Source organism: Streptomyces sp. JH34, from assembly GCF_029428875.1.
Classification (GTDB): Bacteria; Actinomycetota; Actinomycetes; order Streptomycetales; family Streptomycetaceae; genus Streptomyces.
Genome location: NZ_JAJSOO010000001.1, coordinates 5,877,345 through 5,903,410 on the forward strand (window position 1 = coordinate 5,877,345; position 26,066 = coordinate 5,903,410).

The following is a 26,066-nucleotide window of genomic DNA, read 5'->3' on the forward strand; positions in this document are numbered from 1 at the left end:
GGATTCGAGGGACCGCCCTGTGCGCCCGCCGGTCAGCCCGCGTGCCGACGTGCCCTCAGGGCCAGGCTCAGGGCCAGCACGGACTCGGGGTCGTCCAGGTCGGTGCCGAGCAGCTCGCCGATGCGGGCCAGCCGGTTGTAGAGAGTCTGCCGGTTCAGATGGAGGTCGCGTGCGGCCTCCGCCTTGCGGCCCGCATGGGCGAGGTACGCCTCCAGCGTGGGCAGCAGCGCGGGGCGCGAGGTGCGGTCGTGCGCGAGCAGCGGGCCGATCGCCCGGTCCACGAAGGACGCGAGGTCCGGATGGTCCCGCAGCCGCCACAGCAGCAGATCGATGTCCAGGCGGCGTGCGTCGTACCAGGGCCGGTCCCCGAGCCCCCGCGCGGCCGTCGCCGCCTCGGCCGCGTGCCTCAGCCCGGCGCCCACGGACGCCCAGCCGCCCGCGTCCCCGACCACCACGGTCGCCGGCGTACGGTCCCCGGCCCGTTCCAGTCCCGCCCGGTCGGCCCCGCTCCGCAGCGCCGCCGCGACCCGGTCCGCGAGCGCCGTGCGCGTGGTCCCCGGCCGCAGCGCCAGCAGCAGGGGGACCCTGCCCTCCACGGGCCGCACCCCCACCAGCACCGGTGCGCCCACCGCCGCGAGCTCCTCCGTCATCGCCCGGGCCAGCAGCGCCCAACTGCCCGACGGCGCCGACTCGGGGGAGAGCCGCATCACCACCGGGAGCAGCGGATCCCCGCCCGGTCTGAACCCCAGGACGCCTGCCTGCGCGGGAGCGTCGTCCGGGGCGATCCGGCCCTCGGCGAGATCGGTGAGGAAGTCACCGCGGCCCCGAGCCGCCACCTCCTCCTCCTGCCGGGCCTGCATCAGCACGACCGCCAGGATGCCCGCGGCCCGCTCGGCGGCCATCCGGTGCACCGTCACCAGGGGCCCGGACACCGCGAGCAGCACGAGCCGGGCCCGCACGGAACCCGCCCCGAGCCCGCCACCCGGCACCTCCACCAGAACCGCGCCGGCGGGTGGCGCCTCACGAGCCGTGCGCGCCCCGCGCAGCCCCTCCCAGACCTGGAGCGGATCGGCGCCCGCCGGGCCGGTCCCGCTGCCCGCCGCGAACAGCAGCCGGCCGTCCGGGGTCTCCAGGAAGACCGGGTTCGCGGCGAAGTCCGCCAGGATGCCCAGGACCTGCGGCACCCCGCCGCCGCCCAGGACCGCCTGCGTGCACCGCCGGTGGACCTCCTCGGCCCGCTGGAGGAGGGTGTAGTGGCCGTTGACGATCTCGGTGTGGATCTCCTCGGTCACCGCCACGAACGGCACCTCGCGGTGCAGCTGGACGAGCGGCAGTCCCGCCGTGCGCGCCGCCTCCACGATCGCCGAGGGCAGCCGGCCGAAGCGCGGGCCGAGCTCCACGACCAGGGCGGCGATGCCCCGGTCCGCCAGCTTGCGGACGAAGACGCGCTGGTCGGCGGGGTGCGACCCGAGACCGAGCCCGGTCGTGAGCAGCAACTCCCCGCCCTTGAGGAGGGCGGGGATGTTGGGCGCCTCACCGGCGTGCACCCAGCGCACCGTACGGTCCAGACGGTCCGCGCAGGTCAGTACCTCCGGGAGTCCACCGCGCAGCCCCGGCAGCTCCAGTGCCCGCCGCACGGTGATCCCGCCCTCTGTCTCCACCGGCTCCGGCCTCGTGCTTCCACTCGTGCGCCCACGCGCTGGTGTACCGGGGCGCGAGCGGCCCCGGTCAGGAAGCTACCGGGCCGCCCCGGGCCCCGTCACACCATGGCCACCGCGGGCTTGACGTTGTGATTGAGGTGGAACACGTTGTCCGGGTCGTACCGGGCTTTGACGCGGGACAGCCGCTCGTAGGCCTGCTCCCCGAACCCGGCCATGATCCGCTCCTGCCCCTCGCGGCCGATGAAGTTGAGGTAGACCGCGCCGTTGGCCCACGGCGTCATCGCGGCGCGCACGCCCCGCACCCACTGCCTGACCCGCTCGTCGTCCGCCTCGTCCTCCCAGACGCCGAAGGGGTGCACGGCCCAGGGGGAGGAGCGCCAGGGCAGCGGGTAGTCGGAGGGTCCGCGCCCCACCGCGCCGCCCAGCGGGAACAGCACGTGCTGACAGTTCGTGGGGACGGGCATCGTCGCCGCGCCCGCACAGTAGGCGGCCACGGCCTCGTCGGGGAAGGCGTCCAGGTACTCCGCCGACCAGTAGTTCCGCATGCCGGGCGGATCGTCGAGCATGCACTGCAGGTCAGCGTACGGAATCGTGTCGACGACCTCCGCCTCGTGCTCCAGCGCCAGCAGGGGCGCCGCCACCTCGCGTGCCTCCGCCTGCGGCCCGGCGTAGGTGAGCAGCACGGCGCACACGAGGTGGCCCACCAGCGGCTCGGGTACCCACTCCTCGGGCGGTCCCGTGATGTAGATGCAGCCGCCGCCCGCGGCGTCCGGTGCGGACTCCATCACATCCCGGTAGGCGCGGACCGCTTCGGGACCGTTCTCCGGGCGGAAGAGCAGCATCACCATGTTCATCTCGGGCAGTTCGTGCAGGCCCAGCGTCAGCGACGTGACCACACCGAAGTTGCCGCCGCCGCCGTGCAGGGCCCAGAACAGCTCGGGGTTCTCGGACGCGCTCGCGCGCACGGGTGTGCCGTCCGCGGTCACCACGTCGGCGGCCAGCAGGTTGTCGCAGGCCAGCCCGAACGCGCGCTCCAGCCAGCCCGAGCCGCCGCCCAGGGTGAAGCCGCCGACGCCGGTGGTGGACACCCGTCCGCCGGTGGTCGCCAGGGAGTGGGGCTGTGTGGCCCGGTCCAGGTCGCTCATGACGGCGCCGCCGCCGACCCGCGCCGACCGGGCACCGGGATCGACGTCGACCGCGCGCATCCGGCGCAGGTCGACCACGAGGCCGCCCTCGCTCACGGCCATGCCCGCGACGCTGTGGCCGCCTCCGCGCACCGCGACCTCCAGTTCCTGGTCGCGCGCCACGGCGAGCGCCTTCGCGACGTCCGCCTGGGACGCGCACTGAGCCACCACCGCCGGTCTGCGGTCGATCATGCTGTTGAAGACAGTACGTGCCTCGTCGTAACCCGGGTCGCCGGGAACATGGACCTCACCGGCGAAGCCGGAACGCAGACCGGTCACAGCGGCATCCGGCACGGAGGTTCGGGGCGTCATGTCGTGCCCCCTTCGCAGGGTCTTGCAGGACCACTCCATCGTAGATCCGGCCGTCGACATCGGCCGTTCCGCAGAGCCGAGGTGCCCGCCCGGTCACCAGCGCCGCCGCACGGCCGCCTTGCCGCCCGTCACCAGACTCGCCGGCGGAACGTCGTCGGCCACGACCGCGCCCGCGGCGACCACGGCGTCACGGCCGATGCTGACGCCGGGAAGGATCGTGGCACCGGCGCCGATCCACACGTTCTCCGCGATGTCGATGGGCGCACCGCTCAGCCACCCACGCCGCTCCCCGGGATCGACCGGGTGGCCGACGGTGACGAACGTGGCCTTCGGCCCGACCATCACGCGCTCGCCGAGCCGAATGCCCGCGTAGTCCAGGAACGTGCAGTTCTGGTTGATGAACACACGCTCCGCGAGGTCCAGGTTCAGGCCGTGGTCCGTGAAGAAGGGCGGATAGACCGTGACCCGGGCCGGCAGCGGCCTGCCGAGGATCCGGCCGAACAGTTCCGCCTTGCCCTCCTCGTCGTCGAAGGGCAGGACGTTCAGACGGGAGGTGAGCTCGGTGACCTGCAGGACTCTCTTCGACATGGCCCGGAACTCCGGGCTGTGGATGCGCAGGAGACGGTCGCGGGACATGGACGAGTTCCTTTCCGGTGCCTGATGGCCGGACACGGCCACAGGGTGCTGGTCGTCCGACGGCCTGGTCATCGGTGCCCGGCCCCGCGCGGGTGCGCGACTCCGGTGTCGCCGGGCGTCGTCGCCCAGGACGGGCGCCAGACCCTGCCGGAGGGACTCGGCAGGGTCTTCAGATGGGCGATGACTCCGCCGAGCGCCGGGTGCGGATTCGCTCCGGGGAGGATGAGGGAGAGCGGGTACGCGAGGACCGGCTCCACGACAGGGATGCGCCGCAGGTCGTGTGCCGCCGGCCACACGTACCGGTCGCGGGCCCCGACGAGGGTGGCCACGTCCGGTGACCGGGCGAGGGTCTCCAGGAGCACCTCGTCCCCGAAGTGCGGGCCCCGCGCGTCGAGGCGCAGGTCGAAAGCCGTGGCGAGCTGATCGTAGAAGTCCGCCCATTCGCTCCGGGGGGCGATCCCGGGGACCCATATCCGGTGCCCGCGCAGCCGCGCGGGTGTCAGCTCCCGCGCGGAGGCCAGCGGATGTGCCGGGCCCACGAGCAACTCCAGCGGGGAGTCGAACGCGTGGACCATCCGCACCCCGTGCGGCAGCGGGCCCGTGACCGTGCGGAACGAGGCGTCGACCTCACCCGCTTCGACGGCCGCGGCCGCCGCACGCGGGTCGTCGACCCGCAGGGTCACCACGTCCAGACCGGTCCCGGGACGCGACCGCCAGTAGTCGTGCAGCACGGCGGCCTGTGCGCTCCGCAGGCCCAGCACGTCGATCCGCAGGGGCCGTGAGCCCGGTCTGACCGCGCCGACCGCCCGGTCGACACCCGCGACGACGCTCCGCGCGTGGGGGAGGAACACCCGGCCGTCGGGCGTCAGGTCGACCCCCCGGGGGGTGCGCACGAACAGACGGACCTCCAGCGCGCGCTCCAGCGCGGCGATGCGCTTGGAGACCGCCTGCTGCGTCACGCCCAGCTCGTCGGCCGCGCGCCGCACCTGTCCGAGCTCCGCCGCCCGGACGAACGATCGCAATCCCTCGGTGTCCACCGGGCCACCCTAGGCGCGCACAACCGATGGTTGTGGCCCGCGGGAGGCCGGTTGTCCCGGGCACGCCCGCCGACTCGGCGTGCGTGCCCGCCGAAAGGGGAGGACCGTCCCGGTCACGCGACCGGGACGGTCCTGTGGACGAAGGGCCGGCGGATCAGCCGACGTACGCCCCGCTGGCCGTCAGCCGCAGCGCCGTGTCGATCAGCGGCACGTGGCTGAACGCCTGGGGGAAGTTCCCCACCTGCCGCTGGAGCCTGGAGTCCCACTCCTCGGCCAGCAGACCGAGGTCGTTGCGCAGGGACAGCAGCTTCTCGAAGAGCCTGCGGGCCTCGTCGACCCGGCCGATCATCGCGAGGTCGTCCGCCAGCCAGAACGAACAGGCGAGGAACGCGCCCTCGTCGCCCTCCAGGCCGTCCACGCCCGCGTCGTCGCCCTCGGTGGGGTAGCGCAGGACGAAGCCGTCCTCCGTGGACAGCTCCCGCTGGATCGCCTCGATCGTGCCGATGACGCGCTTGTCGTCGGGGGGCAGGAAGCCCATCTGCGGGATCAGCAGGAGCGACGCGTCCAGTTCCCTGGACCCGTAGGACTGGGTGAACGTGTTGCGCTCCGGGTCGTAACCGCGCTCGCAGACGTCCCGGTGGATGTCGTCGCGGAGGCGGTGCCAGCGCTCCAGAGGCCCTTCCGCGTCCCCCGACTCGATCAGCTTGATCGTGCGGTCGACCGCGACCCAGGCCATCACCTTGGAGTGCACGAAGTGCCGGCGCGGCCCCCGGACCTCCCAGATGCCCTCGTCCGGCTCCTCCCAGTGCTTCTCCAGGTACTCGATCAGCTTGAGCTGGAGGCCCATCGCGTAGTCGTTGCGGGTCAGGCCCGTCATGTGCGCCAGATGGAGCGCCTCGGTGACCTCGCCGTACACGTCGAGCTGGAGCTGGTTCGCCGCACCGTTGCCGACCCGGACAGGGGCGGAGTTCTCGTAACCCGGCAGCCAGTCCAGCTCCGCCTCGCCGAGCTCACGCTCGCCCGCGATGCCGTACATGATCTGCAGGTTCTCCGGGTCGCCCGCGACGGCACGCAGCAGCCACTCGCGCCAGGCACGGGCCTCCTCGCGGTACCCCGTGCGCAGCAGGGAGGAGAGCGTGATCGCCGCGTCCCGCAGCCAGGTGTAGCGGTAGTCCCAGTTCCGTGACCCGCCGATGTCCTCCGGGAGGGAGGTGGTCGGGGCCGCCACGATGCCGCCGGTCGGCGCGTAGGTGAGCGCCTTCAGCGTGATCAGCGAGCGGACCACGGCCTCACGGTAGGGGCCGTGGTACGTGCACTGCTCGACCCAGTCGCGCCAGAACTCCTCCGTCGCCGCCAGCGACGACTCGGGTTCCGGCACGCTCGGCGGCTCGTGGTGCGAGGGCTGCCAGCTGATGGTGAAGGCGATCCGGTCGCCCGGGGCCACGGTGAAGTCGGAGTACGTCGTCAGGTTCTGGCCGTACGTCTCCGCGTCCGTGTCCAGCCACACCGAGTCGGGCCCGGCGACGGCGACCGTACGGCCGTCGACCTTGTGCACCCAGGGGGTGACCCGTCCGTAGCTGAAACGCATCCGGAGTTCCGAACGCATCGGGACCCGGCCGCTCACGCCTTCCACGATGCGGATGAGCTGGGGAGCTCCGTCACGCGGCGGCATGAAATCGGTCACGCGGACCGTGCCGCGGGGGGTGTCCCACTCCGATTCGAGGACCAGCGAGTCGCCGCGGTAGCGGCGCCGGTCCGCGGCCGGGGGCTCCGCGCCCTCGGGACGGGCGGGGCCCAGCCGCCAGAAGCCGTGCTCCTCGGTGCCGAGAAGTCCGGCGAAAATCGCGTGTGAATCGAAACGTGGGAGGCACAGCCAGTCCGCTGTGCCGTCCCGGCAGACCAGGGCTGCGGTCTGCATGTCTCCGATGAGTGCGTAATCCTCGATGCGCCCGGCCACGTGCGTCTCCAGTCGAACGGCCATGTCGCCCCGCAGGGCGCTTACTGCTGGTCAAGGGGTCGTTGTAGTAGAACCGACGAGCTCTTGCGCGGGTGAGCGGGCTGGGGTGGAGCCGCTGGGCCGGCCAACTCGGCAGCGAGTGTCCGAGCAGGATACGACGCAGCCGGGGGTTCCGCGCGACTGTCCACAAGTTGTCCGTCTCCTGTCACCGGCGAATGGGTAGGACCTGAAACGGACGTGATGATCTTGTGACGGCCGAGGGGGAGGCATGGCCGGAAGCGGCCTCCCTTCGTCGCTGTTACCCTGGTAGCCCGTGGACCGGTGGTCGTCCCGACAGTGGACGAGGCCCCCGAACCGCAGCGACGGCACCTCCGGAAATCTCCGTGAGGCACGCCGGAACGCACCTCACGATCGCGACCACGGGAGCCCCCTTTGGCTATGCAGCCCACATCCACGACGACCAAGCACATCTTCGTCACCGGGGGTGTCGCCTCCTCCCTCGGCAAGGGTCTGACTGCCTCCAGCCTGGGTGCCCTGCTCAAGGCACGTGGCCTCCGGGTCACCATGCAGAAGCTCGACCCCTATCTCAACGTCGACCCCGGCACGATGAATCCCTTCCAGCACGGTGAGGTGTTCGTCACCAACGACGGCGCCGAGACCGACCTGGACATCGGCCACTACGAGCGCTTCCTCGACGTCGACCTCGACGGCTCGGCCAACGTCACGACCGGCCAGGTCTACAACACGGTGATCGCCAAGGAGCGGCGCGGCGAGTACCTCGGCGACACCGTCCAGGTCATCCCGCACATCACCAACGAGATCAAGCACCGCATCCGCCGCATGGCGACCGACGACGTCGACGTCGTCATCACCGAGGTCGGCGGCACGGTCGGCGACATCGAGTCGCTCCCCTTCCTGGAGACGGTCCGCCAGGTCCGCCACGAGGTCGGCCGCGACAACGTCTTCGTCGTGCACATCTCGCTGCTGCCCTACATCGGTCCGTCCGGCGAGCTGAAGACCAAGCCCACCCAGCACTCCGTCGCCGCCCTGCGCAACATCGGCATCCAGCCGGACGCCATCGTGCTGCGCGCCGACCGCGACGTCCCGACCGCCATCAAGCGCAAGATCTCGCTGATGTGCGACGTCGACGAGACCGCCGTGGTGGCCTGCAAGGACGCCCGGTCGATCTACGACATCCCCAAGGTCCTGCACACCGAGGGCCTGGACGCCTACGTCGTCCGCAAGCTGGACCTGCCGTTCCGCGACGTCGACTGGACCACCTGGGACGACCTGCTGGACCGTGTCCACAACCCCGACCACGAGGTCACCGTCGCGCTGGTCGGCAAGTACATCGACCTGCCCGACGCCTACCTCTCGGTCACCGAGGCCATCCGTGCCGGCGGCTTCGCCAACAAGGCCCGCGTCAAGGTCAAGTGGGTCGCGTCCGACGACTGCAAGACCCCGGCCGGCGCGCAGAAGCAGCTCGGTGACGTCGACGCCGTCTGCATCCCCGGCGGCTTCGGCGAGCGCGGTGTGATCGGCAAGGTCGGCGCCATCCAGTACGCCCGCGAGAACAAGGTGCCGCTGCTCGGCCTCTGCCTCGGCCTGCAGTGCATCGTGATCGAGGCCGCGCGCAACCTCGCCGGAATCCCCGACGCCAACTCCACCGAGTTCGACGCCGCCACCGGCCACCCCGTCATCTCCACGATGGAGGAGCAGCTCGCGTACGTCGAGGGCGCGGGCGACCTGGGCGGCACCATGCGGCTCGGCCTGTACCCGGCGAAGCTCGCCGAGGGCTCGCTGGTCCGCGAGGCCTACGCCGGCGAACCGTACGTCGAGGAGCGCCACCGCCACCGCTACGAGGTCAACAACGGCTACCGCGCGGAGCTGGAGAAGAAGGCCGGACTCGTCTTCTCCGGCACCTCCCCGGACAACAAGCTCGTCGAGTACGTCGAGTACCCGCGTGAGGCCCACCCCTACCTGGTGGCCACCCAGGCGCACCCGGAGCTGCGCTCCCGCCCGACCCGCCCCCACCCGCTCTTCGCCGGCCTGGTGAAGGCCGCCGTGGAGCGCAAGGTCGCGGCGCGCGGAACGGGCGCCGACGCGTAAGGCGATACGGTTGACCGGGGTACGGATCCTTCACGGGATGCGTGCCCCGGTTTCTGTTTGTTCGTGGGAGGACGTACATGGGTTTCCAGGACACGCCCGAGGAGTGGCAGGTCACCGCGACGGTGACCCCCTTCACCGGTAACAAGACCAGCGTCCGCACCGACGACGTCGTGATGCCCGACGGAAGCGTCCACAGTCGCGACTACCAGGTCCACCCGGGTTCGGTGGCCGTGCTCGCGCTCGACGCGGACGGCCGGGTCCTCGTGCTGCGGCAGTACCGGCACCCGGTCCGCCACAAGCTCTGGGAGATCCCTGCGGGGCTGCTCGACATCCCCGGCGAGAACCCGCTGCACGCCGCGCAGCGGGAGCTCTACGAGGAGGCCCACGTCAAGGCCGAGGACTGGCGGGTGCTGACCGACGTCTACACCACGCCCGGCGGCTGCGACGAAGCGGTACGCATCTTCCTCGCCCGGGACCTCTCCGAGGCGGAGGGCGAGCGTTTCGAGGTCGCCGAGGAGGAGGCCGACATGGAGCAGGCCCGGGTGCCCCTCGACGAGCTCGTACGCGGAGTACTGGCCGGCGATCTGCACAACAACTGCCTGGTCGTGGGCGTACTGTCGCTCACCGCGGTGCTCGCGGGCGACGGCGTGGACTCGCTCCGCCCGGCCGGGGCGCCCTGGCCGGCCCGGCCGTTCGAGGCCTGACCCCGGCCCGTGGCTGTTCGAGTCGCGGCCCGACAGGGACGCGACTCGAACAGGGTTCTCAGGGGATCAATCGTACGAAAAGCTGATCCGATCGAGGGATGTGTCCGCCGCGCCCGGCCGTGATCGTCCTCACCACTGAACTACGCTCGAAAGGCCCCGACCGGACTTCCGGCGGGCAACCGCGTGCAGCGAAGTGGAGCGTGGCCCGTGACCGATCAGGCGGTGGACACCAGCGGCCCGGCCGGAGTGGCGGGGACGGCGGGAGCCAAGGAGCCGCCGAATGTGACGCCACCTCACTTCTACGGCCGCGAACGCGAGTTGAAAGCCCTTCAGGAGGACATCGAGAGGGCGGGGCTGGACACCCTGGCCGGCCGGAAGGCCGCCCGCGCCCGGGTCCTGCTGATCGCCGGCCGGCCCGGATCCGGACGCACCGCACTCGCCTCCGAACTCGCCCGCCGACTCGCCGAACCCGGTGACTACCCCGACGGAGTCCTCCGGGTGGCGCTCACCGAGCCCGGAGGTGAGCGGGTCCCCGCGGAACGCACCGCACGCACACTCCTGGACCTGCTCTCCGTCACCGCCCCACCCGGAGCCGACGAGGACGAACTGTCCGAGATGGTCCGCGACGCGTTCGCCGCGCGGCGCTCCCTGATCCTGCTCGACGACGCCGTGGACGCCGAACAGGTCGACCCGCTGCTGCCGGACAACCCGGACTGCCTGGTCGTCGCCACCTCGACGGGTCCTCTCACCGGGATTCCCGGTGTCCGCCCGTGCACCCTCGGCGGGCTGGACGCGGGATCCGCCGTGCAGCTGCTCGCCCGCACCATCGGACAGGTCCGGATCACGGTCGATCCGCGGACCGCGGAGGCCCTCACGGAGGAGTGCGGGGGGCAGCCCGCCGCACTGACCCTGGTCGCGGGCTGGCTCGCCGCCCGTCCCGGCGCCTCGGTCGCCGATGTCGCCAAGCGGTTGCGCGACCAGCCGGACGACCCCGAACAGCCCTCCGGGGACCGGCCCCTGGCCCGGGCCTTCCGGCTGGTCCACGACTCGCTCCCGCCCGCGGCCGCCGGAATACTGCGGCTGCTCGCCCTCGCCCCCGCCGGACTGGTGGACGCCCACACCGCCTCAGCGCTGGCCGGGTGCTCGGTCACGGCCGCCCGGACGACGCTCGACGACTTCGTCCGGTTCGGACTGCTCAGGACGAACGGCGCCGAGCTGCCGCAGTACGAGCTGCCCGGCTGCCTCGCCCCGCTGGTCCGGTCGGCGCTGGAGGAGCGGGAACGGCCCGCCGAGATCCAGCTGGCCCGGGCCCGGATGCTGGAGCGGACCGTACGCCGGCTCCAGGCCTGCCGCGCGGTCACCGATCCCGAGGACTCCCCGGCTCGCCGCCGGCTCGCGGGTCTTCCGCGCTCGCTCCGCTTCCCGCATCCGGAGTCCGCCGCCGAGTGGCTGCGGATCCGTGAACCCGCCCTGCTGGCCGCCGCCCGGGCGGCGGTGCGCGACGGGGACCTGGACACCCTCGCCCGCCGGCTGGTGGCCGCGCTCGTCCGCGCCCTCGCCGTGCACCGGGGCACCGAGGAGGCCGCTCCCGTGCTGTACGGGCTGCACGGCCTGGTCCTCGACGTGGCGGAACGCCGCGACCTGCCCCGGGAGAAGGCCGCGGCCCTGCTGAACCTCGCCGATCTGGACGCCCGGACCGGCCGCACTAAGGAGGCGCTGGCCCGCTACCGGGCCGCGCTCGACGCCGGGCGCGCCGCGAAGGACCTCTACGCCACCGGCAGGGCGATGGAGTCCGCGGGCGGCGCGTACGCGGAGCTCGGGGACTTCAACCGGGCGTCCGACTGGTACGGCAGGGCGCTCGCGCAGCGGCTGACGCAGGGCGAGCGGGCCGACGCGGCGCGGCTGTACGGGCGGCTCGGAGCCGTCCACACCTACGCCGGCCGGTACGGCGAGGCCCTGCGCGACTGGCGCGCGGCGGCAGCCGGCCACCGGAGGCTCGGGGACCTGCCCGCCCAGGCGCGGGCCCTCAGTGAGGCCGCCCGGGTGCAGGAGTACGCGGGCAGGCCGCAGGAGTCGCTCCACACCTGCCGGGAGGCGGTCGACCTGGCGCGCAGGGCGGACGACGTGCGCCTCCAGGCAGCGCTGGAGCTCAGGCTGGCGGACACCCTGGACCGGCTCGGGGACCCGGCGGCGGCCCGGCTGCACCGGGCGACTGCCGAGAGGCTGCTGGGCGAGGAAGGCGCGGCCTACGAAATCCGCAGTACTTCGAGCGAAACTTAATGGTTTGTAAGGCTGGACAGCGAGAACTCCTTCATTAATGATGGCTCTGCCGCGCATCGCCGTGGTGTCTCCCTCTATGCTTGGTTCATGCGGGTTCGTCCCGTTGTGCCCGAGCGACTCCCCGAGCCAAGGACCGTGATCGACGTGAAGGTCGGCATCCCCCGCGAAGTCAAGAACAACGAGTTCCGGGTGGCGATCACCCCTGCCGGAGTGCATGAGCTCGTCCGTCACGGCCACCAGGTCCTCGTGGAGCGGCACGCCGGCGAGGGTTCCTCGATCCCGGACGCGGAGTACGTCGCCGCCGGCGCGCTGATCCTGCCCACCGCGGACGAGGTCTGGGCCGCCGCCGACCTGCTGCTGAAGGTCAAGGAGCCCGTCGCCGAGGAGTACCACCGCCTCCGCAAGGGCCAGACGCTCTTCACCTACCTCCACCTCGCCGCCTCCCGTGAGTGCACGGACGCCCTGCTCGAGTCCGGCACGACCGCCATCGCGTACGAGACCGTCGAGACCGCGACCCGCGCGCTGCCGCTGCTCGCCCCGATGTCCGAGGTCGCGGGCCGCCTCGCCCCGCAGGTCGGCGCCTACCACCTGATGCGCTCGGTCGGCGGGCGCGGTGTGCTCCCCGGCGGTGTCCCCGGCACGGGGTCGGCCAGGGCCGTCGTCATCGGCGGCGGGGTCTCCGGCTGGAACGCCACGCAGATCGCCGTCGGGCTCGGCTTCCACGTCACGCTGCTCGACAAGGACATCAACAAGCTGCGCGAGGCCGACAAGGTCTTCGGCACGAAGGTGCGCACGGTCGTCTCCAACGCCCTCGAGCTGGAGAAGGCCGTCGTCGAGGCCGACCTCGTCGTGGGTGCCGTGCTGATCCCGGGCGCCAAGGCGCCGAAGCTGGTCACCAACGAGCTCGTCGCCAAGATGAAGTCCGGAAGTGTTCTTGTCGACATCGCGATCGACCAGGGAGGCTGCTTCGAGGACTCACATCCGACGACGCACGCCGAGCCGACCTTCGCGGTCCACGACTCGGTCTTCTACTGCGTCGCGAACATGCCGGGCGCGGTGCCGAACACCTCCACCTACGCGCTCACCAACGCCACGCTGCCCTACATCCTGGAGCTCGCGAACCGGGGCTGGGCCGAGGCCCTGCGGCGCGACGCCGCGCTCGCCAAGGGTCTCAACACCCATGACGGCCAGGTGGTTTACCGCGAGGTGGCCGAGGCGCACGGTCTCGACCACGTCGAACTGAGCACGCTCGTCGGCTGAGCTGTCAACCCCCTCCGTCAACCTCATGCGTCCGGCCGGACCTTGCTGAGCAAGGTCCGGCCGGACGCATGAGAGGCTTCGGTTCAACTCGCCGGAGACGTAACCCTCCACCCGTTTTGCACCCCCGCGAAAAGTGCGCTCCGGGCGCTCCGTGCTCTTGACAGAGCGGTGTTCGATTGCCGACACAACGGGCCGGGTCCGGCGGATTGTGTTGCTGCGAACCGGTGACACGCCATAGAGTCGCCAATCGTCGGCATGGTGCCACGCTGACCTATCGATAAGTTTCCTGGTCACATCCAAGGAGGTAAGACGACTTGTGAATGAGTCGACATTTACTCCCGGGGGTGGTCAACCAGGGATGCCTGCACGGGGTCTGAGCCCGATCGGGCTCGAAGCTGTCGGCTCCGTCGCGGTCCGCACCTTCGCCACCCAACAGCACATGACGACAGCCCCCCAGATGATGGACGGCCTACACGTGAACGCCATGGCCGGCAACGAAAGTGGCCGAGAGACCGCCCACTTCGCCGACTTCGCCGAGGTGCCCGAGGGGCACTTCTACGACCCCGATGCCGAATACGAGCCCGATCCGGAGTACGCGGCCACCCTCGCGCCCGACGCCGCTCGCCAGCGCCGTGAGCGGATCGGCCCCACCGGCCGGCCGCTGCCGTACTTCCCGATCCCCGGTCCGCTGACCGAGCACGGCCCCGCGAAGATCATCGCGATGTGCAACCAGAAGGGCGGCGTCGGCAAGACGACGTCGACCATCAACCTGGGCGCCGCTCTCGCGGAGTACGGCCGACGCGTCCTGCTCGTCGACTTCGACCCGCAGGGAGCCCTGTCCGTCGGCCTCGGGGTCAACCCGATGGAGCTCGACCTCACCGTCTACAACCTGCTCATGGAGCGGGGCATGGCGGCCGACGAGGTCCTGCTGAAGACGGCCGTGCCCAACATGGACCTGCTCCCCAGCAACATCGACCTCTCGGCCGCCGAGGTGCAGCTGGTGAGCGAGGTGGCCCGGGAGTCCACGCTCCAGCGCGCCCTCAAGCCGCTGATGGCCGACTACGACTACATCGTGATCGACTGTCAGCCCTCGCTCGGCCTGCTCACCGTGAACGCCCTGACGGCGGCTCACAAGGTGATAGTCCCGCTCGAGTGCGAGTTCTTCGCGCTGCGCGGCGTGGCGCTGCTCACCGAGACGATCGAGAAGGTCCAGGAGAGGCTCAACCCCGAGCTGGAGCTGGACGGCATCCTCGCCACCATGTACGACTCCCGCACGGTGCACAGCCGTGAGGTGCTCGCACGCGTCGTCGAGGCCTTCGACGAGCACGTCTACCACACCGTCATCGGGCGCACCGTGCGTTTCCCGGAGACCACGGTCGCCGGTGAACCCATCACCACGTACGCCTCGAACTCGGTCGGTGCCGCCGCCTATCGCCAGCTCGCCAGGGAGGTGCTCGCCCGGTGTCACGCCGAGTGAGTCTGCCGGGGGCCGACGAGCTGTTCCGTACCACCGGGGGCATGGGTCTTCAGGCCTCGTCCCCAGCCGAGCGGCGACGCAAGGCGAACGGCGAGGCGCGGGTCCCCGCGCCGGCCGGAGCAAGTGAGCCGGGTCCGGACACCGCCGGGCAGGGCGGCGCGGTCACCGGCGGTGACGCACCGGCCGGGGCGTCCCAGGAGGAGCACTCGGCGGCGGACGCCGACGGCGGAGGTTCGCACAGCCGGGCCGACGGCGACGACCGGGCCCAGGCCGCGGACGCCCAGCCCCGTGCCCGTGGCGCGGCCCCGCAGGAGCCTGCTCCCGCCGTCCAGCCGCAGCGTGGACGCGGAGGCGGGGGCGGGCGTGGAGCGAACCGCCGGCCCAGTGGCCGCGAGCGTCACGACGAGAAGATCACCGTCTACGTGTCGGCCGAGGAACTCATGGACCTCGAGCACGCGCGCCTCGTGCTGCGCGGTGAGCACGGACTGGCCGTGGACCGCGGGCGCATCGTCCGGGAAGCGGTCGCCGTGGTGCTGGCCGACCTGGAGTCGCGCGGCGACGCGAGCATCCTCGTACGGAGGCTGCGGGGCCGCTGACCGGTGCCGCGCCGGTAGCCTGCCGGGGGAGGGCCGCCGTGGAGCGGCCCCGCCCCGGGGCCCACCGCCCGCCTCCCGCCGCATCCTTGGACCCCCGCACATGCCGACAGCCGACGACACGCCCCGCCCGACCCGCCGTGCCCTCGGCCGTGGACCGGGGATACGGCCCGCGTCGGCTCCCACGCCCTCCGTGCCCCCCACGGCCCCTCCGGCCGCTGTGGCTCCGTACGCGCCCCTGGCGGACGGGCGGGCCCCTGCGGGCCCCGTAGCCCCGCTGGACGCCACTGAGCCCGGCGAAAGCCTCCCCGGAGCGGCCTCCCGGCCCCCGGCGGCGGAGGAAACCCGTGAGGCCGTGCCCGGAGCCCCGCCCGAGGGGGCCGCCGAGGAGGTGGCCGACGACCGGCGGTTCACCGTGCGGCTCGTCAACTTCGAGGGCCCCTTCGACCTGCTCCTCCAGCTGATCTCCAAGCACAAGCTCGATGTGACCGAGGTCGCGCTGTCGAAGGTCACCGACGAGTTCATGGCACACATCCGGGCCATGGGGCCGGACTGGGACCTCGACCAGACCACCGAGTTCCTCGTCGTCGCCGCGACCCTGCTGGACCTGAAGGCCGCCCGGCTCCTGCCCACCGCCGAGGTGGAGGACGAGGCGGACCTCGCCCTCCTGGAGGCCCGCGACCTGCTCTTCGCGCGGCTGCTGCAGTACCGCGCGTACAAGCGGATCGCGGACATCTTCAGCGACCGGCTGGAGTCCGAGTCCCGACGCCACCCGCGCACCGTCGGGCTCGAACCCCAGCACGCCGAGCTGCTGCCCGAGGTCGTGATCAGCATCGGGCCGGAAGGGTTCGCCCGGCTCGCTGTGAAGGCGATGCAGCCGAAGCCCGAGCCCCAGGTGTACGTCGACCACATCCACGCGCCGCTGGTCAGCGTGCGCGAGCAGGCGGAGGTCGTGGTGGCCCGGCTGCGGGCCGAGGGGGAGATCAGCTTCCGGGAGCTCACCGAGGACGCGGAGGACACCCTCACGGTCGTCGCCCGGTTCCTGGCGCTCCTGGAGCTCTACCGGGAGAAGGCGGTCGTGCTCGACCAGGAGGAGGCGCTCGGCGACCTCCTGGTGCGCTGGGCCGGGGGCGAGGACGCCGAACCGGTGGTGACGGACGAGTTCGACCAAGAGGTGCGCGAGCCGGAGGAGGACGTACAGGCATGAGAACGGACGACGACGGGCGTGAGAGCACGGTCGCGGGGCTCGACCTCAGGCCCGCCCTGGAGGCGGTCCTGATGGTCGTCGACGAGCCCGCCACCGAGGAGCACCTCGCCAAGGTCCTCCAGCGGCCCCGCGGGGCCGTCGCGGACGCCCTGCGGGAGCTGGCCGACGAGTACACCGTCCAGCGCCGCGGCTTCGACCTCAGGCTCGTCGCCGGGGGGTGGCGCTTCTACACGCGCCCCGAGTACGCGGAGGCGGTCGAGGGCTTCGTCCTGGACGGCCAGCACGCCCGGCTCACCCAGGCGGCGCTGGAGACACTCGCCGTGGTCGCCTACCGCCAGCCGGTGAGCCGGTCGAGGGTCTCGGCGGTACGCGGAGTGAACTGCGACGGCGTGATGCGGACCCTGCTCCAGAGGGGTCTCGTCGAGGAGGCGGGCGCGGAACCCGAAACAGGTGCGATCCTGTACAGGACGACGAACTACTTTCTGGAGCGCATGGGCCTGCGAGGCCTGGACGAGCTCCCGGAGCTCGCGCCCTTCCTTCCGGAGGCGGACGCGATCGAGGCTGAGACGCTAGAGGGTGTGCCGTCGTTCGATCCGGACGCACCGGACACCCCGGATACTCACGCAGACGACAAGACGGATTTTTGATGCGAAGCAGTGGCAGGAACAGCGGAAGCGGCAGCGGCGGCAAGAGCGGCGGCCGGAGCGGTGGCGGCGGCTGGAGCGGCGCCAGGAACAACACCGGCACAGGCAGGAACAGCAACCCGAATCCCCGGGTCTCCGGCTCCGAGCGTGACGACAAGCAGGAGCAGCAGCGCCCCCGCCGGCCCCGCCCCGAGGAGCGCCGCTACGACGTGGGCTCCGACAAGCCGGGCGGTGACGGCGGTCCCCGCAAGGGCCGCGGCGCGGCGGCCCGCGGCGGCGCCAAGGGCGGCCCGAAGCCGGCACAGAACGTGAGCAAGGGCGGCCGCCGCCAGGGCGCGCCCGCCCGTCCCCGGGAGCTGGACGCCAAGATCGAGCAGCGCAACCGCGACCGGTACGCGGACAAGCCCGAGATCCGGACGCCCAGGACCCACCCGGGCGCGGAGCAGGAGGGCGAGCGTCTGCAGAAGATCCTGGCCCGGGCCGGCATGGGCTCGCGCCGGGCGTGCGAGGAGCTGATCGAGCAGGCCAGGGTCGAGGTGAACGGCGAGATCGTCCTCGAGCAGGGCATGCGCGTCGACCCGCACAAGGACGAGATCAAGGTCGACGGACTGACCGTCGCCACGCAGTCGCACCTCTTCTTCGCGCTGAACAAGCCGGCCGGCGTCGTCTCCACCATGGGGGACCCGGACGGCCGCCAGAACCTCGGTGACTACGTGAACAACCGCGAGACGCGGCTGTTCCACGTCGGCCGTCTCGACACGGAGACCGAGGGCATCATCCTGCTCACCAACCACGGCGAGCTGGCCCACCGCCTGACGCACCCCAAGTACGGCGTGAAGAAGACCTACCTGGCCGCCATCCAGGGTCCGCTCCCGCGTGACCTCGGCAAGCGGCTCAAGGACGGCATCCAGCTGGAGGACGGGTACGCCCGCGCCGACCACTTCCGGGTCGTCGAGAACACCGGCAAGAACTACCTGGTCGAGGTCACCCTCCACGAGGGCCGCAAGCACATCGTCCGCCGGATGCTGGCCGAGGCCGGCTTCCCGGTCGAGCGTCTCGTGCGGACGTCCTTCGGGCCGATCCCGCTGGGCGACCAGAAGTCGGGCTGGCTGCGCCGCCTGACCAACACCGAGGTGGGCATGCTGATGCGCGAGGTCGGCCTCTAGCCTCCTCCGCCCCGACGGCCCGCGGCCGGTTCCTCGTTCAGTTTTTCGAACGGAACCGGCCGCGGGCCTTTTGCGCGCGCCGATTCTTCTTTATAGTCATAGTGACCATTAAGAAGGAGGGCGGCGTGACGCTCGCCGACATACTCGATCCCCTGCAGCAGCCCCTGGTGACGGTCCTGGGCACCCCGGTCAGCTGGACCGAGGTGCTGGGCTTCGGCAGCGGCGCGCTGTGCGTCTGGCTCGTGGCCCGCCAGCACCTCGCCAACTGGCCCATCGGCATCGCCAACAACCTCTTCTTCATCCTGCTGTTCACCCAGTCCGGTCTGTACGCCGACGCCGGCCTGCAGATCGTCTTCATCGCCCTCGCCGCGTACGGCTGGTGGACCTGGACCCACGGGGGTGGACCAGGTACCCCGGTCCTGCCGGTGCGGAGCACTACCCGCACCGAATGGACCTGGCTGCTCGCGGCGGGGGCGGTGGGGACCCTCGGCCTGACCCTGCTGCTGTCCCGGGCCACCGACTCGACCGTGCCGTTCTGGGACGCCCTGACCACCTCGCTGTCACTCATGGCGACGTACGGACAGTGCCGCAAACGCGTCGAGTCCTGGTGGCTGTGGATCGCCGCCGACCTCGTCTACATCCCGCTGTACGCGTACAAGGAGCTCTACCTGACCTCCCTGCTGTACGTCGGCTTCCTCGTGCTCTGCCTCCTCGGGCTGCGCGGCTGGAGCAGGGACCTCGCGGCGCACCGGCGCGAAGACGTGGTGGTGCCGGCGTGAAGCGCTTCGGACACGGCCTGGTGCTCGGCAAGTTCTATCCGCCGCACGCCGGCCACCACCACCTCGTCCGCACCGCGCGGGACCGGTGCGAGACGCTCACGGTTCTGGTCTGCGCCGCCTCGGTCGAATCCGTGCCGCTCGCCGACCGGGTCGCCTGGATGCGCGAGGCCCATCCCGAAGTCCGGGTCGTGGGCGCGGTCGACGACATCCACATGGACCTCGACGACGCCGCCGTCTGGGACGCCCACATGGAGGTGTTCACGGCAGCGGTCCCCGAACGGGTCGACGCCGTCTTCACCTCGGAGTCGTACGGCGAGGAACTGGCCCGCCGCTTCGGCGCGGAGTCCGTCCTCGTCGACCCTGCCCGCACCCTCCACCCCGTCTCCGGCACCGCCGTCCGGGCCGACCCCGCAGGCTGCTGGGACCACCTGGAGCCACCCGTGCGGGCCGCTCTCGCCCGCCGCGTCGTCGTCCTCGGCGCCGAGTCGACCGGCACCACGACGCTGGCCCTCGCCCTGGCCGACCACTACCGCCGGCGCGGCGGCGTGTGGGCGCAGACGCGCTACGTCGCCGAGTACGGGCGGGAGTTCAGCGAGGCGAAGCTCGCCGCCCTGCGCGCGGAGTGGCCCGGCGCCCAGTGGGAGGACGTCTCCTTCACCACCGACGACTTCCCGCTCATCGCCGAGACCCAGAACGCCAGGGAGGAGGCAGCCGCGAGGGTGGGATCCCCCGTGCTCCTCTGCGACACCGACTCCTTCGCCACCACCGTCTGGCACGAGCGCTACATCGGGGGACGCAACCCCCTCGTCGAGAAGACCGCCGACCGGGCCACCCACCACCTCTGGCTGCTCACCGACCACGAGGGTGTCGCCTTCGAGGACGACGGACTGCGCGACGGCGAGGAGTTGCGGCCCTGGATGACGGACCGCTTCCGCGCCGAACTCGCCCGCACGGGACGCCGGTTCGTGGAGATCACCGGCTCGCGCAGCGAGCGCCTCGACGCGGCGGTCGCCGCCGTGGACGAACTCCTCGCCACCGGGTGGCACTTCACCCCGCCCCTGCCGGAGAAACGATGAGCACCGCCCCCGACGGGTACGACCCCCACGCCTTCTTCCCCTTCGCCGTCACCGTCGACCTCGCCGTCTTCACGGTCCGCGACGCCCGGCTGCACGTGCTGCTCGTGGAACGCGGCCAGGCGCCCTACAAGGGGCGCTGGGCCCTGCCCGGCGGCTTCGTCCTTCCCCGTGAGTCCGCGGAGGAGGCGGCCCGCCGCGAACTCGCCGAGGAGACCGGCCTCACCCAGAAGTCCGTCTGCGGCTTCCACCTGGAACAGCTCCGCACCTACACCGACCCGGACCGCGACCCCAGGATGCGGGTCGTCTCCGTCGCGTACGCCGCGCTCGTGCCGGACCTCCCCGAACCCCGGGGTGGCGGGGACGCGGCCCACGCGCAGTGGTGGGAGGCGGACGGCGCCGGGCCGCTCGCCTTCGACCACGACCGCATCCTGGCCGACGCGCACGACCGGATCGGCGCCAGGCTCGAATACTCCTGCCTGGCCACCGCGTTCTGCCCCGCCGAGTTCACCCTCGGGGAGCTCCAGCAGGTCTACGAGACCGTCTGGGGCGTGGAGCTGGACCGGCCCAACTTCCGGCGCAAGGTCCTCACCACGCCCGGCTTCGTGCAGGCCGTGGACGGACCGCCGCGCCGCACCGGCGGACGGGGCAAACCCGCCGCCCTCTACCGGGCGGGTGCAGCCACCGCCCTTCATCCACCCCTGCTGCGCCCGGAAGGACGCCCCGAAGGACGGACATCATGATCCCGACAAGGATTCTCACCAAGCAGGCCGCCACCGGCGCGCTGACCGGGCTCGCGCTCGGTGACGCGCTGGGTTTCCCCACCGAGTTCGACAACGTCCCCGCGATCCTCGCGAAGTGCGGGCCCTGGCGGCGGATGCCCCTGCCGAAGCCCGCGTTCGTCACCGACGACACCCAGATGACGCTCGCGCTCGGCCGCGGCATACGCACCGCCATGGACCGGGGCCTGCTCACCCCGCTGCGGCTGGTGCGCCCCGTCCGTGAGGAGTTCGTCGACTGGTTCCACTCACCGGACAACAACCGCGCGCCCGGCCGCACCTGCATGACCGCCTGCCGCCTGCTCGACAGCGACCGTGCCTGGCAGGAGGCCAGTCAGACCGGCTCCAAGGGCTGCGGAGCGAACATGCGGGTCGCACCCGTCGGCCTCGTGCCCGGCCTCAGCGAGGAACAGCGTGCCGGCGCCGCCCAGCTCCAGGCCGCGCTGACCCACGGTCACCCCACCGCACTGGCTGCCTCCGACCTGATGGCCCGCGCGGTGTTCCTGCTGGCGCAGGGGGCCGAGCCGATGGGTCTGGTGGGCCAGTTGCGCAGTTACGCCTATGAGAACGCCAGCCGCTACCCGGAGCGCTGGCTCGGCGACCTCTGGCGGTACGCGGGCGACCCCTCGCCCGAGGCGTACATCCGGCGCGGCTGGGACGAGTGCCTCACCGTCCTCGCCCGGGTGCAGGACGCACTGCGTGCCCCGTCGCCCGAGACCGATCCCTGCGAGGCGACCGGTGACGGCTGGATCGCCGAGGAGGCGCTCGCGACGGCCCTGCACTGCTTCCTGCTCTTCCCCGAGGAGCCCGTCACCGCGCTGCGCCGGGCCGCCTGCACCCGGGGAGACTCCGACTCGCTCGCCTGCCTCACCGGCGCGCTGGCGGGAGCGCACCTGGGGGCGGGCGCCTGGCCGAAGGAGTGGTCGGAGCGCATCGAGTACCGCAGCGACCTGCTGTCGCTCGCCGCGCTCTGGGACGCTTGATCCATGCGCCTCGACACGACCTCCCTCCGGCGGGCCGGCCTGCCGGTCACCGACTTCGCCCCCGTCCTCGCCGAGGAGCCCGGGCCCCTCCTGTTCGCCACGGTCTCCGGCGCGCACCTGTACGGCTTCCCCTCCCGTGACTCGGACGTGGACCTGCGGGGGGGTCCACGTCCTTCCCGCGGAGGACCTCGTCGGGCTGCGCGATCCGGAGGAGACACGGACGCGCATGTGGGACCGCGACGGGGTGGAGATGGACCTCGTCACCCACGACCTCCGCAAGTTCGTCCGCCTCATGCTGAAGCCCAACGGCTACGTGCTGGAGCAACTGCTGTCACCGCTGGTGGTGCACACCACACCGCTCCACTCCGAACTCGCCGCACTGGCCCCGGCGGTGTTGACCAGCAACCACGCCCACCACTACCGGGGCTTCGCCGGGACGCAGTGGCGGCTGTTCGAGAGGACCGGGGAACTGAAGCCGCTCCTCTACACCTTCCGCGCCCTGCTCACCGGCATCCACCTGATGCGCAGCGGCGCACTGGTGGCGCACCTGCCGACGCTTCTCGGTGAGGTGGCGGCGCCCGCGTATCTGCCGTCCCTCGTCGAGGCCAAGGCGGAGGCCGAGCACGCCGGCGCCGGCGGTGTGGACGGCACGGCGGCGGCGCGGGACGTCGAGGCACTGCACGCGGTACTCGACGAGGCCCAGGCCGTGTCACGGCTGCCCGGCGCCGGGTCGGGGTTCGACGCGCTGCACGACCTGGTGGTCCGCGCGCGCCTCGGCTAGCCGCAGGCCGCCGCCGACGCCCTGCGGGCCCGGACCAGGAACGCCTCCACGCGCTCCCGGTCCGGCTCCGGCGGCAACGGGGAGCGGGCGGCGGCGGCGTCGCCCTCCTCGGCCAGGCGCGTCATCCGGCGTTCCACCTCGGGCCACGGGACCTCGCCCCGCTTCACCGCGAGCAGATCCTCGCGCGCGTCCCCGACGTCGATCCGCAGCTCGCCCGTCCTCAGCAGGTCCCGGCAGGATGCCATCAGCCGCAGCAGGTGCATGGCGTGCTTCCAGCGCGGAGCGCCGTGCACGCGGACGTCGGCCTCCAGCTTCCGCCGCTGCCCCAGGGCGTAGCGCACGAACGTCGCGTGGGCCGCGCGCGACAGGAAGGCCGGGCGCAGGGCGACGAGTTCACGGCCCGTGGCGTCGATCCGCTCCACGAGAGGCGAGTGCAGGCACTCCAGCACATTGGGGTTGGCCCGGAGCGCCAGCTCGCAGAAGCGCTCCAGCTCCCAGGAGAACTGCTCTTCCGCCGGTCCCTCCACGTGGGACGGCGGCTTCGTGAAGCCCCAGAACAGCGGTGTGGGTGCGAGGAACACCCCCCGCCGGTCCGTGTCGCTGCCTTCCGTGGCCAGACCGAAGGCGCGGGAGCCCATCACGCAGGAGTAGACGGTGTGCTCCCGCACCAGCCGCGCGCCGTCAGGAGTGATCATGCGCGCGAGCGTACGCGCCCTGCACGAGCCGGATGCCGCCGCACTGCCTCGCGGTCCTCGAAGACCGTGCCGCCGCCGACCGGGATGGACGTCCTGGCCGGCTCACCGCCCCCGGACGGGTGGCGACCGGCCACTTCCTGTACAGTCGTCCAGGAAATATCGCAGCAGGAGGCCACACCATGCAGACCGCCGCCCATGCGCTGGTCGCGCTCGTCGCGCTGATCCACGCCTACTTCCTGGTCCTGGAGATGTTCCTGTGGGACACCCCGCGCGGCCGCAAGGCGTTCGGCACCACCGAGGAGTTCGCCGCCCGGAGCGCCACGCTCGCCGCCAACCAGGGGCTCTACAACGGCTTCATGGCGGCGGGACTGGTCTGGGGCCTGATCGCCGCCGACCCCGTCGGGTACCAGGCCCAGATCTTCTTCCTGAGCTGCCTGGTCGTCGCGGGCGTGTACGGGGCGGCCACCGTCAGCCGCAGGATCCTCTACGCCCAGGCGGCGCCCGCGGCCCTCGCTCTCGCCCTCGTGCTGTCGGCGGGCTGAGCGCGTGACGCCCGCGGTGACGGACGGCAGCCGCGACCCGAGGACCGCGCGCACCCGCGCCCGGCTGAGGGCCGCGCTGCTGGCGGCGTGCGAGGAACAGCCTCCGGACCACGTCGCCGTCGCCGAGGTGGTGCGCCGCGCGGGCGTGGGACGGGCCACCTTCTACCTGCACTACGACGATCTGCACGCCCTCGCCCTGGACGCCTGCGCGGAGGTCGTACGGGAGGCGGTCGAGGCCCTGCACGCCTGGGACCGCACGCCGCCCGGCCCCGACGCCCCGCCGGAGGAACTCGTCGCCCTGCTCCGGGAGGTCCGTGCCGGTGCCGCCGTGTACCGGAGCCTGCTGGGACCCGGCGGCGGCCCCCTCGGCGAGCTGCTGCACCGGGAACTCCGCGTCCGGAGCCTCGACGAGCTCCGCCGCCGCCGGCCTTCCGGAAGCGGGCACGACCTGACCGCGAGCGCCGTGGCCGGACTCTTCACCGGTGTGCTCACCGACTGGGTCCACGACCGGACCGACGCCTCGCCGGAGCGGCTCGCCGGACAGGTCTGGCGGATGCTCCTCGCCGTGCACGCCGCCTCCGCGTCTCACGGACAGAGCACGGTCACCGGCGGTGCCTCCGCCCCTCTAGGCTGAAAGGGCACGCAGCACGAGGCGACAAGGGGTACGACGTGGCGGTACGAGCAGTCCGTGGAGCCGTCCAGCTCGATCGGGACGAAGCCGGGCACATGGACGAGCGGGTGAGCGAACTCCTCACCGCGGTCCTGGAGCGCAACCAGCTCGTCGCCGACGACCTGATCAGCGTCTGGTTCACCGCCACCCCCGACCTGCACAGCGATTTCCCGGCCGCCGCCGCCCGGGGCCTCGGCATCGTCGACGTACCGCTGATCTGCGCCCAGGAGCTCGACATCACGGGCGCCATGCCCCGTGTGGTCCGCATAATGGCCCACGTCGAGACGTACCTCTCCAAAGCGGAGATCAGCCACGTCTACCTCGGCGCCACCGGCGCCCTCCGCAAGGACATCGCCCAGTGAGAACAGCCCTCGTCATCGGCACCGGCCTGGTCGGCACCTCCGCCGCCCTCGCCCTCGCGGGGCGCGGTGTCCACGTGCACCTGGTCGACCGTGACCCTGCGTCCGCGCACACCGCCGCCGCGCTGGGCGCCGGCACCGGCGAGGCGCCCGAAGGTCCTGTCGACCTGGCCGTCGTCGCCGTACCGCCCGCCCACACCGCGGCCGTGCTCGCCACGGCCATGCGCGACGGCGCCGCCCGGGCCTACCTCGACGTCGCGAGCGTCAAGGGCGGCCCGCGCCGTGAGCTGGAGGCGCTCGGCGTCGACCTCACGCCGTACATCGGCACGCACCCCATGGCGGGCAAGGAGCGCTCGGGTCCGCTCGCCGCCACCGCCGACCTCTTCGAGGGCCGCCCCTGGGTCCTCACACCGACGCGGGAGACCGACACCGAGGTCCTGAACCTCGCCCTGGAACTGGTCGCGCTCTGCCGGGCCGTCCCGGTCGTCATGGACGCCGACGCCCACGACCGTGCCGTCGCCCTCGTCTCCCACACCCCGCAGCTGATCTCCTCGATGGTCGCCGCCCGGCTGGAGGAGGCCGACGAGACCGCCGTACGCCTGTGCGGCCAGGGGATCAGGGACGTCACCCGCATCGCGGCCTCCGACCCCCGGATGTGGGTGGAGATCCTCTCCGCCAACCCCGGCCCGGTCGCCGACGTGCTCGCGGGCGTCGCCACCGACCTGGACGAGACGGTCCGGGCCCTGCGCGGCCTGCAGTCAGCCGACGAGGACAAGCGCCGCACGGGCACCGAGGGCATCGAGGACGTCCTGCGCCGCGGCAACGCGGGCCGGGTCAGGGTCCCCGGCAAGCACGGCGCCGCCCCGGCGTCGTACGAGGTCGTCGCCGTGCTCATCAGCGACCGGCCCGGCGAGCTCGCGGCGATCTTCGCCGACGCGGGGCGGGCGGGGGTCAACATCGAGGACGTGCGCATCGAGCACGCCACCGGTCAGCAGGCAGGACTCGTCCAGCTGATGGTCGAGCCGAGCGCCGCGCCCGCCCTGAGCGCGGCCCTCGCCGAGCGCGGCTGGTCGATCCGCGCCTGAGGGGCCCGGGAACGGCCCGGAGACAGGGGTGCAAAGCCGCTTCGCACACTCGGTAACCTTGGGGGAGGCCGTCCCATGGCCCGCTCCGCCCGT

The 26,066-nt window shown here is 72.2% G+C and carries 23 protein-coding genes and 1 pseudogene; 18 read left to right on the forward strand and 6 right to left on the reverse strand.

Translation table 11 applies throughout. The annotated features are described in order from the left end of the window. Positions 1-32: 32 nt before the first annotated feature. The 5 genes from LWJ43_RS26400 to LWJ43_RS26420 all read right to left on the reverse strand — a co-directional run bounded on the left by LWJ43_RS26400 (position 33) and on the right by LWJ43_RS26420 (position 6,811). Entirely contained in the window at positions 33-1,661 is a 1,629-nt protein-coding gene (locus LWJ43_RS26400; protein WP_277334685.1) for a PucR family transcriptional regulator, read from the reverse strand. 98 nt (positions 1,662-1,759) lie between these two features. Next, positions 1,760-3,157 (reverse strand): FAD-binding oxidoreductase, encoded by a 1,398-nt coding sequence (locus tag LWJ43_RS26405; RefSeq protein WP_277334686.1) that lies wholly within the window; start codon positions 3,155-3,157, stop codon positions 1,760-1,762. A gap of 93 nt (positions 3,158-3,250) precedes the next feature. Next, positions 3,251-3,793 carry a DapH/DapD/GlmU-related protein gene (locus tag LWJ43_RS26410; RefSeq protein WP_277334687.1) on the reverse strand — a complete coding sequence of 181 codons (543 nt, stop codon included), beginning with the start codon at positions 3,791-3,793 and terminating at the stop codon, positions 3,251-3,253. A 68-nt stretch (positions 3,794-3,861) separates the two neighbouring features. Beyond that, the gene (locus LWJ43_RS26415) at positions 3,862-4,830 is read right to left on the reverse strand and encodes a LysR family transcriptional regulator (RefSeq protein WP_277334688.1); all 969 of its coding nucleotides are present in this window, start codon (positions 4,828-4,830) and stop codon (positions 3,862-3,864) included. 154 nt (positions 4,831-4,984) lie between these two features. Beyond that, positions 4,985-6,811 (reverse strand): glycoside hydrolase family 15 protein, encoded by a 1,827-nt coding sequence (locus LWJ43_RS26420; protein WP_277334689.1) that lies wholly within the window; start codon positions 6,809-6,811, stop codon positions 4,985-4,987. A gap of 414 nt (positions 6,812-7,225) precedes the next feature. Between LWJ43_RS26420 and LWJ43_RS26425 the strand changes: the two genes are divergently transcribed. From LWJ43_RS26425 to LWJ43_RS26490, 14 genes and pseudogenes are all read left to right on the forward strand, one after another. Beyond that, positions 7,226-8,896 carry a CTP synthase gene (locus LWJ43_RS26425; RefSeq protein WP_277334690.1) on the forward strand — a complete coding sequence of 557 codons (1,671 nt, stop codon included), beginning with the start codon at positions 7,226-7,228 and terminating at the stop codon, positions 8,894-8,896. 77 nt (positions 8,897-8,973) lie between these two features. Further along, entirely contained in the window at positions 8,974-9,600 is a 627-nt protein-coding gene (locus LWJ43_RS26430) for an NUDIX domain-containing protein (RefSeq protein WP_277334691.1), read from the forward strand. 207 nt (positions 9,601-9,807) lie between these two features. Continuing rightward, entirely contained in the window at positions 9,808-11,880 is a 2,073-nt protein-coding gene (locus LWJ43_RS26435) for a tetratricopeptide repeat protein (RefSeq protein WP_277334692.1), read from the forward strand. A 144-nt stretch (positions 11,881-12,024) separates the two neighbouring features. Beyond that, positions 12,025-13,140: an alanine dehydrogenase gene (gene ald, locus LWJ43_RS26440; protein WP_277335999.1), complete on the forward strand. Its 1,116-nt coding sequence runs from the start codon at positions 12,025-12,027 to the stop codon at positions 13,138-13,140. 358 nt (positions 13,141-13,498) lie between these two features. Then, positions 13,499-14,617, forward strand: coding sequence for a ParA family protein (locus LWJ43_RS26445; RefSeq protein WP_277334693.1), 1,119 nt, complete (start codon positions 13,499-13,501; stop codon positions 14,615-14,617). Then, a complete protein-coding gene (locus LWJ43_RS26450; protein WP_277336000.1) occupies positions 14,614-15,213 on the forward strand; it encodes a hypothetical protein in 600 nt (199 codons plus the stop codon). Before LWJ43_RS26445 ends, LWJ43_RS26450 begins: the two co-directional genes overlap by 4 nt. 100 nt (positions 15,214-15,313) lie before the next feature. Further along, positions 15,314-16,417, forward strand: coding sequence for a segregation and condensation protein A (locus LWJ43_RS26455; protein ID WP_277334694.1), 1,104 nt, complete (start codon positions 15,314-15,316; stop codon positions 16,415-16,417). Continuing rightward, entirely contained in the window at positions 16,414-17,064 is a 651-nt protein-coding gene (gene scpB, locus LWJ43_RS26460) for an SMC-Scp complex subunit ScpB (RefSeq protein WP_277334695.1), read from the forward strand. The genes LWJ43_RS26455 and scpB overlap by 4 nt, the downstream gene beginning before the upstream one ends. Beyond that, the gene (locus LWJ43_RS26465) at positions 17,064-18,227 is read left to right on the forward strand and encodes a pseudouridine synthase (RefSeq protein WP_277334696.1); all 1,164 of its coding nucleotides are present in this window, start codon (positions 17,064-17,066) and stop codon (positions 18,225-18,227) included. The genes scpB and LWJ43_RS26465 overlap by 1 nt, the downstream gene beginning before the upstream one ends. Before the next feature lie 125 nt (positions 18,228-18,352). Next, the gene (pnuC, locus tag LWJ43_RS26470) at positions 18,353-19,006 is read left to right on the forward strand and encodes a nicotinamide riboside transporter PnuC (protein WP_277334697.1); all 654 of its coding nucleotides are present in this window, start codon (positions 18,353-18,355) and stop codon (positions 19,004-19,006) included. After that, positions 19,003-20,082, forward strand: a complete 1,080-nt coding sequence (locus LWJ43_RS26475; protein WP_277334698.1) for an AAA family ATPase — start codon at positions 19,003-19,005, stop codon at positions 20,080-20,082. The genes pnuC and LWJ43_RS26475 overlap by 4 nt, the downstream gene beginning before the upstream one ends. Next, positions 20,079-20,822 carry an NUDIX hydrolase gene (locus LWJ43_RS26480; RefSeq protein WP_277334699.1) on the forward strand — a complete coding sequence of 248 codons (744 nt, stop codon included), beginning with the start codon at positions 20,079-20,081 and terminating at the stop codon, positions 20,820-20,822. Before LWJ43_RS26475 ends, LWJ43_RS26480 begins: the two co-directional genes overlap by 4 nt. Continuing rightward, positions 20,819-21,841 (forward strand): ADP-ribosylglycohydrolase family protein, encoded by a 1,023-nt coding sequence (locus LWJ43_RS26485; protein ID WP_277334700.1) that lies wholly within the window; start codon positions 20,819-20,821, stop codon positions 21,839-21,841. The genes LWJ43_RS26480 and LWJ43_RS26485 overlap by 4 nt, the downstream gene beginning before the upstream one ends. A 3-nt stretch (positions 21,842-21,844) precedes the next feature. After that, positions 21,845-22,622, forward strand: a pseudogene (locus LWJ43_RS26490) (nucleotidyltransferase domain-containing protein). On the opposite strand, the gene LWJ43_RS26495 reads toward LWJ43_RS26490, so the two are convergent. Beyond that, positions 22,619-23,317 (reverse strand): nucleotidyltransferase domain-containing protein, encoded by a 699-nt coding sequence (locus LWJ43_RS26495; protein ID WP_277334701.1) that lies wholly within the window; start codon positions 23,315-23,317, stop codon positions 22,619-22,621. The pseudogene LWJ43_RS26490 and the gene LWJ43_RS26495 sit on opposite strands and share 4 nt — an antisense overlap. Positions 23,318-23,496: 179 nt before the next feature. On the opposite strand from LWJ43_RS26495, the gene LWJ43_RS26500 reads away from it, so the two are divergent. The 4 genes from LWJ43_RS26500 to LWJ43_RS26515 are packed head-to-tail and all read left to right on the forward strand — an operon-like array spanning position 23,497 to position 25,973. Continuing rightward, on the forward strand, positions 23,497-23,859 hold the full coding sequence (locus LWJ43_RS26500) for a DUF1304 domain-containing protein (protein WP_277334702.1): 363 nt from the start codon (positions 23,497-23,499) through the stop codon (positions 23,857-23,859). Between the two features lie 4 nt (positions 23,860-23,863). Beyond that, complete coding sequence (locus tag LWJ43_RS26505) at positions 23,864-24,493, forward strand: TetR/AcrR family transcriptional regulator (RefSeq protein WP_277334703.1); 630 nt, start codon at positions 23,864-23,866, stop codon at positions 24,491-24,493. A gap of 35 nt (positions 24,494-24,528) precedes the next feature. Continuing rightward, positions 24,529-24,891 (forward strand): chorismate mutase, encoded by a 363-nt coding sequence (gene aroH, locus LWJ43_RS26510; protein WP_277334704.1) that lies wholly within the window; start codon positions 24,529-24,531, stop codon positions 24,889-24,891. After that, a complete protein-coding gene (locus LWJ43_RS26515) occupies positions 24,888-25,973 on the forward strand; it encodes a prephenate dehydrogenase (protein ID WP_277334705.1) in 1,086 nt (361 codons plus the stop codon). Before aroH ends, LWJ43_RS26515 begins: the two co-directional genes overlap by 4 nt. Positions 25,974-26,066 lie beyond the last annotated feature (93 nt).